The sequence below is a fragment of the Halotia branconii CENA392 genome, from assembly GCF_029953635.1.
GTDB classification, from domain to species: domain Bacteria; phylum Cyanobacteriota; class Cyanobacteriia; order Cyanobacteriales; family Nostocaceae; genus Halotia; species Halotia branconii.
In genome coordinates, this window is the sequence record NZ_CP124543.1 from 2,603,932 (window position 1) to 2,617,878 (window position 13,947).

Genomic DNA, 13,947 nt, shown 5'->3' on the forward strand with positions numbered 1-13,947 from the left:
GGCAGGAACTAACGGCATCAACTTTTCTTGGGTCGTGAAGGTCTAGCAGCTTTGTCTATAAACATCTCTTGAAAAACACTGCGCCGCTGTCGGGGTGATTCTGGAGAGATGTAACCCCAGAGACTTTCCCAATAAAAAAAAGATATACCACTAAAAGAGCGATCGCGTACTATTTTAACTTGTTCTTTAACTTGGGCAATTTCTACCGGATTTCGCAATGTTCCCGTTGAGATACCGATAGCTACAGGAATTTGAGTACGAGCCAATTCTACTGCTGGTTTTTCCAAATCAGCAATAAAACTACTTTTATTATTGCGATATACCTGCAAAATCAACTCATCCACCAGACCTTTTTTTATCCAACTTTCCCAATCTTGCAGATAATATTTATAAGCAAAAGCATGAGAATTAGGAGACAAAGAGACTTTAGCTTTAGGTTTAACTGCTTTGACAGCTTGATAGATTTCTGCCATAAAATCAGTAATTTTATTCGCCCTCCAACGCATCCATTCTGAGTTGAACGGATTATTAGGTGGACTTTTACCTTGATGTTCTTGCCGATAAAGGTCAACAGTGAAAGAATCATAACCAAATTGTACAGGCATTCCAAAATGGTCATCTAACTGAACACCTTCAACATCGTAATTGGTGACGACTTCTACAATTAATCCTAAGATAAACTTTTGCACTTCTGGATGCAAAGGATTCAGCCAAGCTTGTTTATTTGTTGAACCATTATCGGCTTCCTCTGGTGGAGTTTCTCGGATAGACTTCACACCTTTTTGCCCATTCGTCAACCAATCAGGATAACGCCTAGCCAATTCTGAATCAACTGGTGTCATAAAACCATATTCAAACCAGGGAATCACACTTAAACCTTTCGGTTTAGCAAGATTAACTATCTTTGCTAAAACATCCTGTCCACCATGTATTAATGTTAGAAGAGGTTGAGAATTTGAACCTGTTACAGATTGCGCTACAGCGCTTTTGTAAAACGTCTGTCCTCGATTCCAAACTACAGGGTAAACCGTATTGAAATTGAGTGCTGAAAGTTGGTCTACAGCGCGGTCAATTCCCCAAGGGACAAATAGTACACCGCTAGCAACATTAGTAATCCAAACACCTCGGATTTCTGTTGTAGCTGGTGGTATTGTTTGTTGGTCGTAGTCTGAAAATGAAGGGACTGAAAATGCTACTAAGCATAATATTAAGTCCAAGCAAAGCAAGTAAATAAAACCACTTCTAATCAACGAGTTCATGTGTGGATTTGACTTTGTTTTGGAGGACTACTTATATTTACAAAATAAATTAGCATTTATCCGGTTTCTGTAAAGATATCTATCATACAGTCTCAGGTAAACTTATCTAATTTTATTTGAGAAATAACCAATTTTGTGAATTATAACTTATCTAAAAAAATTATTAGTTCTCAACAATCAAATCCAACTTTCTACAGAAAATTCCCTAACTTGACGCATTCTTTGAAAATCACTATCTGATGTAACGAGAATTAATGAATGGCGTAAAGCTGTAGCAGCAATCCACAGGTCATTTTCGCCGATGCCGATTTCTTGCAATTTAGTTGTTTGGCGTTTACTCTTTTCTTTGACTGCAAATCTTTTAATAATTTCCGACTTGAAATCTCCGTAAACTTCTGCTGTCTCAGCATCAATTGGATAAATATCAATTCGGTTGAGAAATGCGCGAATTTTTATAAAATTTGCAGTTTCTTGTTGGGAGTTTTGTGACATGAACCTGAGTTCACCTGCAACAGTAGCACTGGTGGCAAGTGTAACCTGACCTAGTTCCCGAAAGTGATTGACAACTTTTGGTTCAGCTTCTATCAAAAAAGTGCAATGATTTGTGTCAAGCAAATACATTCTTAAAATTCCGGTGGCATACGAGTATCATGAACAAGCTGAAGACATTCTCTAATATCATCACCTGACCAAGTTCCTGCAAACTCTAGTAAATCTTCAGCTGTAGAACCACGTAAATTGTTTGTACTTGATTGTTTTGCTATATGGCTAGTTTTGATTTCTCGAATTAAATTAAGTGCTTCTGTTAGTAACTCTGGTGGTAAAGTTTCTATTTCTTGGATTAGTAATTCTTTACTAGTCATCTTCTACCTCTAATCATTCTTTCTTTACCGTGTTTCAATTAATAAATTAAAAATTGCTTATAATTTCTCAAATTTTTAATTTTTAATTGTTTCAGTCACTCCTTCCAATTCTTCATCCGTCAACTCATATAACTGACGTAACCGATTTAACTTTTCTGTATCTGTTTCCCAGAAACCGCGTCCATGTGCCTCTAACATTCTGCCAACAATATTGCGAAAAGCTTCAGGATTGGCTTTGCGTAACTTTTCCGCCATCTCTGCATCTAAGGCATAAGTATCAGCAGCTTGATCATATACCCAATCATCTTGAAAATCGGCAGTACCACCCCAACCAATCAACGCCGTCATCCGTTGAGAAATTTCAAACGCACCACCAGACCCTTGATTAGCCATTGCTTGCGCCCATTTAGGATTAACTAACTTTGTGCGATATTCTATCCGCAGCAAATCATCTAAATTGCGGGGTGTAGTATCTTTCGAGAAACTTTCTACAAAACTAGTAGTTACCTTTTTACCGCCTTGTTTTTCTGCCGCCTTTTTTAAACCGCCAGTATTCGCATAGTATTCTTGAATATCAGTTAAACCATATTCTACTGAATCGATTTCTTGAACAATGCGATCGCTAGTTTTCAACAAAGCCTTCAATACTTCTGGTCTAGCTTGACCTTTATCTTGCCTACCATAACTAAATACATTGCGACTTTGCCAAGTATTGCCTAACTCCTCACCAGATTCCCAATTTCCGTCCACAACCTGATCATTCACCAAAGAACCAAAATCACCCGCCGGATTAGAAAACAATCTTGCAGATACATTTTCTACCCCTTGCACTTTCAAAGCCAAAGCATGTTTGCGAATAAAATTCTCTTCTTCCGACTCATTAGCATCAGCCGCCCGTTGAAACAAATCATCCAACAATTCGATAACGTTGACAAAACTATCCCGAAATATCCCAGATAAATTACCCAATACATCAATCCGGGGATGTCCCACTTTTGCCAACGGTTTCAACTCATAACGAACAATTCTACCAGTTCCCTCCTTCACAGGTTCAGCCCCTACCAATTCCAACAAAATCCCCAAAGATTCGCCCTTAGTTTTAATCGCATCCAAACCCCATAACAACACCGCCACAGTTTCTGGATACTTCCCATGTTCCTCTACATGCTGGGCAATAATTTTTTGAGCAATTTTCCGTCCCCTTTCATAAGCCGCAGGCGAAGGCATTCTATAAGGATCTAAAGCATGAATGTTTCTCCCCGTAGGCAAAACACCCGCACCATCCCTCAACAAATCACCACCAGGCGCAGGTGGAATATATTCCCCATTCAAACCCCTTAACAAATTCCTTAATTCATCCGTAGATTGCATCAACAAATCCCTAATTAGCCCTTCCTCCTCTTGGCGTTCTTGGCATCTTGGCGGTTCGTTTCCTTCCTCCTCCCCCCCAAAATAAGCCTCCAGATACGCACTCATCTCCTCCTCATTCGGTGCTTCCCCCAAAGTATGCAACCCAGAAGAAAACAATCGATTTTCCAAAACTTGCAAATATTCGTACAACTTCACCAAATAATCATCAAAAGCATGATTACTAAACATCCTCACATTTTCTGGAGTAAAAGAAATCCCCAACTTTTTAGCATCCTCAAAAGGGCAATCTGCTTCCAAACCTGTATCTAAAATCTTTTTACAAATACTTTCCTTCAGCACATAATTCTTTTGTGGATCTTCTCGATACTCCGAGATTAAATCTCGCAACGCCACTAATTCTTTATATAAACCCGCACGACCATAAGGCGGTACATTATGAGAAATTAACACCCCATAACCGCGTCGTTTTGCCAACATCGACTCCGAAGGATTATTTGCCGCGTAGATATATAAATTAGGCAAATCTCCTAACAAAATATCCGACCAAGAATAACCAGTATTACCTAAAGGAGAACCCGGCAACCATTCTACAGTACCATGCATTCCAAAGTGAACTATAGCATCAGCAGCCAAGTCATTTTGTAGCCATTTGTAAAAAGCAGCATATTGGGAATGAGGCGTTAAATCTCGTTCAAACATTAACCGCATCGGGTCACCTTGGATGCCTAAAGGTGGTTGTACACCAATCCACACATTCCCTAACTGAATACCGCCAATTTGAAATTCATCACCATAAGTTTTTATTCCCGTTCCCGTCAAAGACTTCCATTGTTTTTCAACACGAGAAGTTTGCAGATATCCCAACCATTTTTCTAATGTGCGGACATTTACAGCGTTGGAATTAGAGGCTAGGGACTGGGGACTAGGGACTAAGGAAAGATGTAGTTCTTCATCTGCTTCTTTTACTTGACGAATCAATTCTTCGCCATCATCAGGTAAATCTCCGACGGTATAACCTTGGTCTTTGAGTGCGTGCAGAAACTTCAAGAGACTGCGCGGTACATTCAATAACGCAGCCGTCCCTACAGCACCATAACCGGGAGGAAAACCATACAAAATAATGGCAATCTTGCGTTCCGATGCAGGTTTTTGTCGCAAAGCCACCCAACTTTTCACCCTACTAATTAATCGCTGTACTCGTTCGGGAACCAAATAAATTTTTTCCCCAACTAAACCACCCAAGGGAATCGTATCAATAGCCCCATCGAGTTCCGGTAACGCATACAACACTACACTCTGTAACCCCCCAATACCTTGGCGTGTCCAAGAGTAAATATCTTGAATTAACAGTGGTGCAGCAACAATGTAAGGTACATTTTTTGCAGTTAGGATACGTTTTGCTACTTCTATTTGTCGTCCTGCTTCCATTGAACCAGCCGGGCCACCCACGAGAGGAAAACCAATTGTGGAAACGATCGCATCTACCTTTACTGCTTCAGTTGAAAGTGAGGGAGTCTCAATATTACCTAATTGTCGTTGCTGAATTTCGTAGTCAGTCGTCATCCAATCTCGTACTGCTACATGACCTTCAACACCATTAATAAAGATGGGCAAAGGTATCAAACCCGCTGCTTCAAAACAGCGAATCATTTGGGGAATGTAAGGCTGTTTGGTAATAACGTGTTTACGATAAAGTAAAATTCCGATAACTGGTGAGGTCATGTTTTCCATGCCCCATGCCCCCTGCCCCCTGCCCTGTTTCTGATACCATTCCAAATAAGCTTTTGGCGATTCAAAAAAACCTGGATAATCGGGATGTAGTAATCCCATATTCGGCGTTTCAATTGGTGGGGGAATATCGCCAACTTTTAACCCCAGGTATTTTTCTGCCAGTATCCAGAATAATGAAGCGACGTTTTCTGAACCGCCAGCATTCCAATAACCATAGATAATTAACCAATTACGTAAGTCTTGGACTTTTTGCACTGGGACAAATTTTAGAAGTTTCGGGCCAATTTTTAAGAAGCTAATGTAACCAGCAAGTTTATCTTCTTCTCTTCCATTGCTGAATTTATCGAGAATGAATTTAACAGGTTTGGGCATTCCTTTGGGTTTGTCGCCAATGGCAAAGTCACCCAACTTAGTTAAACTCATCAGTTCTAACGCTGACTCAAACACCAGACGGCTGGGAATTTGGGCAATGCGATCGCGCAACCACACAACTTGGTCATAATCAAATAGTAAGCTGCCAAAAAACACGTCAGCGTCTTTGAGTGCTACTTCTACTTCTTGGCACTTGGTGGTAATATCGCGATCGCTAAACACCCTAATATCTAAATCAGAGCAACAAGAATTAGCCAACTTTGCTGCATTTCGATACAAATCAGCGTTAAACGATTCAAATCCAGCAATCAAGACGATGCGTTTCATGCACGTAAACTAAGAAAAATTTCTTTACTTAGATCTTAAACGTGCTTTCGGTTTGATGCGTCAAAAAATTACAAACCACAGCACATACACTAAAAGACACTAAAAAAACCAATTTGGCAATTTGGCAACTTTTCTAATTTTCGGCTTGATATGGTGAGATTCGCGAATGTCTTTATGCGACAATACCGACTTGCAGAATCCCTCGGCTAGCTACCGGGGGTCTTTTTTTTAGCAGTAGCGTTCCTAGTCAGGACTTTAGTCCTTAAAAAAAGTGGTTCTGTAAACAACAGAACCACTCAAGCTTTTGCACAAATTTTACAACCTAGCGAGCTGCACCTTGAGCAGGAACAGCATCAATCGGTTTCATCAAATACAGCCGTAGTAATTGCCAGCCGTGAGATACGTAAATTGGTAGTTTTTGGAAGAATTGTAGGAATTTAGGAGTGTTGGAGTTAGCGATCGCACTCAATTTTTTGTTATTCTCGACACAAACATCCAACCGCTGATAGAATTGTGGATTTTCTACATCCAACATCAGTGGGAAGACTCTGCCTGCGGTTTCATTAGTCTTCTTAATTACATGAATGTCGTACTCTCGTGCATCTAATCCAAGGCACGCATAAAAGTCTTTGCGTTGGATGTCGTTGAGATACATTGTGGCAAATACCGACAATAAAAAGAAGCGACTCCATAGTCTAGCTTTCCAATCATTGAGCATTTGGGGCTGAGATTTCATGATTGCATCAAAGAAATCTCCATGACGGTTTTCATCCTGACACCAGTTCTCAAAGAAGCGGAAAATTGGATAAACTCTATCTTCAGGATGTGCTTCTAAATGACGATAAATAGTTATATACCGCCAATAACCAATTTTTTCTGAAAGATAAGTAGCGTAGAAGATAAATTTTGGTTTAAAGAATGTGTAGCTACGGCTCTTTGTCAAAAACCCTAAATCCAAAGACAGATTGAAATCTGACAGCGCTTTGTTCAAAAAGCCAGCATGACGAGCTTCATCCCGTGACATCAAATTAAAGCACTCTGCCACAAGGGGGCTTTTGTCCTTCAAACGGCGGCCGAGTTCTTTATACAGCAAAAACCCTGAAAACTCTGCTGTACAAGAGCGTTCTAAAAATTCTACGAATAGCTTGCGAGTTTCCCCATCAATATGATCCCAGGATTGTTCAAACTCGGCATCTCGAACAAAGTGATGGCGGTTATAGTCAACACGAAACTCTTCTAAGATGGCTTTTAACTCGTCTTCATTGACAGAAATGTCCATCCGTGCCATTTCATCAAAATCGGTAGTATAAAACCGGGGTGTTAACAGGGTTTCTCGTGCCGGGACTTTAATTCCTGGCCGTATTTCTTCAAAGCCTGGTTTTTTGAGGGAATCTACCATGTCTTAATTGCTCTTTTGTCTTTATATATCTTGCAGTACATCAGAAAGCCAAGGGTAATGCTCTCACAAGGTGCAGCAGACGGCAATAATTGATTTGTATAAAGTTCAGTCTACCAAGCTGTAGGCTGCAAACTAGTAGCTTAAACATTAAGAGTTGCAACAATACTCCTACGTTTTTAGGCGTTGCTGATTGATGTGAAGTTAATTGTTTTTCCAAAAATGAGATAATCGTCAGTAAAAACACACAAACACTTTGTAAAGCAGTGATGGCTAAACCCTATTTAGTGAATGATATTACACCTGGGTCTGATGATTCTAATATCTCTTACCTAACAAACGCTAACGGCACCCTCTATTTCTTTACTTATTTCAATTTAGAAGGTGACGAATATCTGGACTATGTGGGTATTCGCTTATGGACGAGTGATGGCACAAAGCCTGGCACTAAAGAGCTAAAAGACATCTCTCCGGTGTTTGTTTTTAATCGTGAACCGCAAGGACTGACAAACTTTAACGGCATCTTTTACTTTTTGACTGACGGTTATAAATTGTGGAGAAGTAATGGAACTCCTGAAGGTACCTTTAGTTTAGTCAATTTTACTGGCGATCGCTTTACTCCTCCTAGATTATTGGCAAATATCAACGGCACTCTCTATTTCTCTGTTCTTAAAACGACGGGTGATTATTATGAAGAGTACCATTATGATTTATGGAAAAGCGATGGTACAACTGCTGGTACTTTTCGAGTCAAAGAACTTGATAATTTTGTTCGTATTGACTCATCAACAAACGTAGGTAGTATACTTTATTTTACTATTTATGATCAAAGTTATTACCAATTCAACAACACTGAGCAAATTACATTGTGGAGAAGCGATGGTACCGAAGAAGGCACTATCCCAGTAAAAGAATTCAGGGGTGGATATGATGATAACGGTATCAACTATGTAGATCTCCGCAACCTGACAACGGTCAATAATATTTTCTATTTCACTTATGCAGATGAGTTATGGAAAAGTGATGGCACTGAGGTTGGCACTGTCAAAGTTAAAGATATTGCAACCTCATATCTGAGAAACATCAACGGCACTCTCTATTTCGTGGCTGAGGGCGATTATGAGTTGTGGAAAAGCGATGGTACTCAAGAGGGTACTGTCCTGGTTAAAGATATTAAACCAGGGACATCTGGTAGTTTTTATAGTGGCTCCAGTCTGTTGAGCATAACTAACATCGACGATATTCTCTATTTTTATGCCGATGATGGTACTTACGGTAGAGAATTATGGAAAAGCGATGGCACTGAAGAGGGTACTGTTCTGGTTAAAGATATTAAGCCAGGCAAATCTGGAAGTTCTCAGATATCTAGTCTAACTAACGTCGATGGCATTCTTTATTTTATTGCTGATGACGGCATCCACGGTGAAGAGTTGTGGAAAAGTGATGGTACAACTGCTGGCACTGTTTTGGTTAAAGACATCAAACGTGGGTCTGGGGGTTCTCAGATATCTAGTATAACTAACGTTGATGGCATTCTCTATTTTGTTGCTAACGATGGCATCTATGGTAAAGAGTTATGGAAAAGTGATGGTACAGCACAAGGTACCGTCTTGGTTGGAGATATCAAACCTGGGGCTGGTAGTTCCAATATCTTTCAGTTAACCAATGTCGATGGCATCCTTTATTTTACTGCTAATGACGGTATCAACGGTTATGAATTGTGGGCTTTGAACACCAACACACCTGTAGTTAGCCCTATAGTCAGTATTACTGCCATTGATGCTAACGCTGCTGAAGCGGGCAATGACCCAGCTGTCTTCCGTATTAGCCGTATTGGCAATTTGAGTGCGGCTTTGACTGTGATATATAGTGTTGATGGCACTGCAATTAACGGCAACGACTACAATAAACTCTCAGAAACTGTCACCATTGCCGCAGGTGAATCTTTTGTAGACATCACTATTACTCCATTTAGTGATACTTTCCCAGAAGGCAGCGAAACTGTTAATCTTACCCTCTTTGATCAGTACTATGCTGTAGATCCATCAGCCAATACTGCCAGCGCTATAATTACCGACGATACTAGTGCAGTAGTACTGACTCAACCCTACCTAGTAAAGGATATCTACCCAGGTGCTGCTAGTTCATACAGTTCCTACTCCTACTTGACAAAAGTCAACGACATCCTCTATTTCAGCGCTAATGACGGTATTCATGGCACAGAGTTATGGAAGAGTGACGGTACAAAAGAAGGTACTGTCTTAATCAAAGACATCAAACGGGGGTCTGGGGGTTCTAATCCCAACATCATACAGATAAATGTTGACGGTATCGTCTATTTCACTACTTATGACAGCAATTTTAAGTTGTGGAAGAGCGATAGCACAGAAGAAGGCACTGTCTTAGTTAAAGATTTTCCCAAGTCTAGCTCTGGCGTATATAGTCCAATAAACGTCAACGGTATTCTTTATTTTTATACTTCTGAATATAGTAGCAGCAGTAGTGATTATAATCTGTGGAAAACTGATGGCACTAGTGTTGGTACTGTTAAGCTCAAAACTAGTAGCGAAAGCTTCGGCATAATTGGTGTAAACGATACCACGTATTTCACTTCTTATGACGAGACTTACGGTAGAGAGTTGTGGAAAACTGATGGCACTATTGCCGGTACTGTCCGAGTCAAAGATATTAACCAAGGCTCTGATAGTTCTCGTATCTTTATCAACTTACTTAGCATTAATAACATCCTTTATTTCAGCGCTGACGATGGCGTTCACGGCGAAGAGTTATGGAAGAGCGATGGTACAGAAGAAGGCACTGTTTTAGTTAAAGATATCAATCCTGGGTCTGCTGTTTCCCCCGCTCCCTCAAACTTGATTAATTTTAATGGCACTCTCTATTTCAGTGCTGATGATGGCATTCACGGTAATGAGTTATGGAAGAGCGATGGTACAGAAGAAGGCACTGTCCTAGTCAAAGATATCAATCCTGGTAAAACTTCTGGTATTAACTATTCCATATTTACCGATGTCAACGGCATTCTTTATTTCTTTGCTAATTACGACATCGACAGTAATGAGTTGTGGAAAAGCGATGGTACAGAAGAAGGCACTGTTTTAGTTAAAGAACTCCCACCAGGGTCTTCTTTTAATCTCAACGACAGTAACCCGACCGGGGTTAATGGCATCTTCTATTTCACTGATGGCGATACATTGTGGAAAAGTGATGGTACTGAAGGGGGTACTTTTATAGTTAAAGATATCAACCCTGAGAGTAGTAGGACTGATTATGATTACAAGATTAATGATTTAGTCGATGTCAATGGCACTCTTTATTTCTCTGCTGAGGACGGCATTCACGGTCGAGAATTATGGAAAAGCGATGGTACTACAGAAGGCACTGTTTTAGTCAAAGACCTCAATCTCGGAGCTACTGGTTCTAATCCCCGTAATCTGACCTACCTTAACGATACCCTTTATTTCACTGCTGACGATGGCATTCACGGTAATGAGTTGTGGGCAATCAAAATCAGCGACGTGATTAATGGCGATGGTAGTCGTGACCCATTAACTGGTACTGAGGGGAGCGATCGCATCGTCGGTGGTACTGGTAGCAAAACTATCACAGGCGGCGCTGGCAATGATGAGTTTGTTTACACCAGCCTTCGAGAAGTAGGACATCGCATTGCTGATTTTACTGTGGGCAGTGACAAAATCGTTTTAACTCAACTGCTCGATAGCCTGGTGACTGGTGGTTATAACGGCAGCAATGCATTTGCTGATGGTTATGTGCGAGTGCTACAAGGTAGCAATACTAACAGTACCGTTGTGGAAATTGACCGCGATGGTATCATAGGTTCGGCAGTTTTTAGATTATTTATTCAGTTAGACAATGTTACCCCACAAGCGATGAACGATATTAGTAACTTCGTCTTCTAGCTTGATATCCCCAAAGTATACTCAATTTCACACAACTGAGACTTATGTTGATTTCTCTCAAACATTCCATCTTAAACACGGGTACAGTCAGTTTATTGAGCTTAAGCAGTTTAGCACTTGCTAACCCCAGCTATGCTGTCAGTATTGATTTGACAAGTTGGAACAAAATTGGTGATGTTAACCCAATTACATCAGATCAGGCAACGCTAAATTCAGGGACTTTAAATACAGTTGCAACTGGTGGTGGTGCAGGTTCTTTAGAAGAATTTTTAGGTGTATCTGCTGGTAGTTTAGATCCTGATCCTGATAATTTCGTTTTTTCTACTTTTGGTTCTGCAATCAAGACAACTTTTGCAGGTATACAAGCTGGGGATGTCTTCAACTTCGAGTGGAGTTTCTCGACTAGCGACCCTGACAGCGCCTTTGTCACGATTAATAACTTAGTCATTCCCTTAGCTGCTAGTGGCAAGGTTTTCAAATATCCCTTTACTAAGGCGGGTAATTACAGTGTCGGCATTGGTATTGTCGATGTCAATGATGCTATTGGTGGTTCTCAATTTACAGTCAGCAATGCTAACCTCAAGCCAGTTCCCGAACCATTGACTATTTTGGGTTCGTTAACGGCGCTGAGTTTTGGTGTAGCTATGCGATCGCGTTTTGGCAAAAAAAATTCTGTTTGAAACCCAAGTATACATTAAACCTGATACTGGCTAAGCTTTTGGTCAACTTGGTTTTTCAACAATTACTTCAAAGTCTTAGAAATAACTACTGGTGTTCCTACTGATGCCCAATTAAATAGCCATTTAGCATGATCTGGTGCGATATTTACGCAACCGTGGCTGACTGGAGTGCCAAATTTTCGATGCCAGTATGCACCATGAATACCATAATTGCCTTGGTAAAACATTGCGTAAGGAACGTTGGGAACATCATAGTCTCTTCCCCGCATTCGGGTAGATTTGTGCTTGGATTGAATTTTAAATTTACCAATACGGGTGGGAGTAGATTTTTTACCTGAGGAAATCAAAATAGCATACACAGGTTTTCCACCTTCCCAAGCTATTAATCTTTGTTTTGCAAGATCAATTTGAATCCAACGTTGATCAGATTGTTGTAAAGTCTCAATAGTTTGTTTAATCTTCTGGTTGCTTGAATTTGCCCAAACTTCAGATGTTCCAGCCCCCATCACACTCAATGACAGTGCTGTACCAGCAAGTAAGATCTTTAGGTGACGCACCCAGTCAGAATAAATCAGACTTTTCATTGTAAATCCACTCAAATGATGTTCAGGTTTTAAGTCTTCTTTGTAGACTATTGTTGTTATAACCGTGGATTTTGAATAGTTGCATCCCCAATTATGCTATTTGTTTGATCAATTTACTTGCCCCTTCGGCGATCGCCTGCCAATTTTCTTTAGCCACCAGATGTTTGGGAAATAATTGACCACTCAACCCCACAGCGATCGCTCCTGCTTGTAGAATTTCCTTAGCGTTTTCTAAAGTAACGCCGCCCGTAGGAATTAAGGGAATATGACCTAGTGGCCCTTGTAGACTTTTGATATAATCAGCACCACCTACCGCTGACACAGGAAAGACCTTTACACAGCTTGCTCCATGAGTCCAAGCAGTAACTATTTCTGTAGGAGTTAATGCTCCTGGTATGATTGGTATATCTTTTGCTACCGCTGCTTGAATCATTGCTGGATCAACATGAGGTGTGAAGAGAAACTGCGCCCCACAAGCGATCGCATCTTGCAACTGCTCGACATCAAACAATGTACCAGTACCAATAGTACAGTTAGGTAATTGTGAACGTAGTTGACTAATTAATTCTGGGGCGCGATCGCTATTCCAGGTAATCTCAATTAACGGCATTCCTCCAGATGCTACCGCCATTGCCATTTTTCGGGCTAATTTCATTTCTGAGGCGCGGATAACTGCGATCGCTCGGTATTGTTGCAGCTTTGATAACCAAGCTTGATTAGGCATCTAAATATCTGCTGAAATCTCCACTACAAGCTTGTCATAAACAGCTATGATTAATTTTAATTAATCACCTGCTTCTAAAAAAATATTTTATTTTCAGTAATATTTATAGTCTTTTTTTGAGAATTTTAGTTAGCAATTACATATTTATTCAATAAATATAAATTATTATAGATATAGTATGTAATATTTAATCCATAAATTCAAGTGCTAATATCTATATTATTAACCTGATATTTGCATCAATTAATTGAAGATGTTTTGAGGGCGATCGCAAATTTCAAGATATAGCTACAGTACCTAAAAAGCTTATTTAATCTGAGCTTTAACAAAAACAAATATTTTGACTATATACCATAAAATGTGTTGTGATTATACTTACTAATGATACATTTTTTTATTTTATTTTTTCTATTTTAATTCTTCAAAAAATGTTCTTATATGAGTATATCTTAACCATCTTTTTTATTTGGCTTAGCTTCTTCTTAATCTTGTGATGGAAATATTTTTAATGCCATCTGAATTTTCATCCGCTGTTTACCTGAAGTTTTAATCTATGGTTTAGGTTCTCTATAGTCATAGTTATTAATGCTAATGAGAAATTTATATGAGAGTATTACTACTCAATCTTTCAGTAACTATGGCTTGTAAAGTAAAAGATGAATTATTCCATAGTTAACACAAAAAAACTTAAGTAGCAGCGGA

At 39.7% G+C, this 13,947-nt stretch carries 9 protein-coding genes; 2 read left to right on the top strand and 7 right to left on the bottom strand.

What is annotated here, in order from left to right; genetic code table 11:
• Positions 1-17: 17 nt before the first annotated feature.
• From QI031_RS11440 to acsF, 5 genes are all read right to left on the bottom strand, one after another.
• Positions 18-1,259 (bottom strand): glycoside hydrolase family 10-like protein, encoded by a 1,242-nt coding sequence (locus QI031_RS11440; protein WP_281485279.1) that lies wholly within the window; start codon positions 1,257-1,259, stop codon positions 18-20.
• 177 nt (positions 1,260-1,436) lie between these two features.
• Positions 1,437-1,880, bottom strand: coding sequence for a type II toxin-antitoxin system VapC family toxin (locus QI031_RS11445; RefSeq protein ID WP_281485280.1), 444 nt, complete (start codon positions 1,878-1,880; stop codon positions 1,437-1,439).
• Positions 1,881-1,882: 2 nt separating this feature from the next.
• Positions 1,883-2,122, bottom strand: coding sequence for a DUF2281 domain-containing protein (locus QI031_RS11450; protein WP_281485281.1), 240 nt, complete (start codon positions 2,120-2,122; stop codon positions 1,883-1,885).
• A 75-nt stretch (positions 2,123-2,197) separates the two neighbouring features.
• Positions 2,198-5,923 carry a magnesium chelatase subunit H gene (gene bchH, locus QI031_RS11455; RefSeq protein WP_281485282.1) on the bottom strand — a complete coding sequence of 1,242 codons (3,726 nt, stop codon included), beginning with the start codon at positions 5,921-5,923 and terminating at the stop codon, positions 2,198-2,200.
• A 322-nt stretch (positions 5,924-6,245) separates the two neighbouring features.
• Entirely contained in the window at positions 6,246-7,322 is a 1,077-nt protein-coding gene (gene acsF / locus QI031_RS11460; protein ID WP_281485283.1) for a magnesium-protoporphyrin IX monomethyl ester (oxidative) cyclase, read from the bottom strand.
• Positions 7,323-7,588: 266 nt separating this feature from the next.
• Here acsF and QI031_RS11465 point away from each other — a divergent pair, with 266 nt between their 5' ends.
• Positions 7,589-11,257 carry an ELWxxDGT repeat protein gene (locus QI031_RS11465; RefSeq protein ID WP_281485284.1) on the top strand — a complete coding sequence of 1,223 codons (3,669 nt, stop codon included), beginning with the start codon at positions 7,589-7,591 and terminating at the stop codon, positions 11,255-11,257.
• Positions 11,258-11,301: 44 nt separating this feature from the next.
• Positions 11,302-11,937: a PEP-CTERM sorting domain-containing protein gene (locus tag QI031_RS11470; protein ID WP_281485285.1), complete on the top strand. Its 636-nt coding sequence runs from the start codon at positions 11,302-11,304 to the stop codon at positions 11,935-11,937.
• A 62-nt stretch (positions 11,938-11,999) separates the two neighbouring features.
• Here QI031_RS11470 and QI031_RS11475 read toward each other — a convergent pair whose 3' ends face one another.
• Together QI031_RS11475 and QI031_RS11480 are read right to left on the bottom strand one after the other, a co-directional pair.
• Positions 12,000-12,521, bottom strand: coding sequence for a L,D-transpeptidase (locus QI031_RS11475; RefSeq protein WP_281485286.1), 522 nt, complete (start codon positions 12,519-12,521; stop codon positions 12,000-12,002).
• A gap of 91 nt (positions 12,522-12,612) precedes the next feature.
• Positions 12,613-13,245, bottom strand: a complete 633-nt coding sequence (locus QI031_RS11480; RefSeq protein WP_281485287.1) for a bifunctional 4-hydroxy-2-oxoglutarate aldolase/2-dehydro-3-deoxy-phosphogluconate aldolase — start codon at positions 13,243-13,245, stop codon at positions 12,613-12,615.
• Between the last annotated feature and the right edge of the window lie 702 nt (positions 13,246-13,947).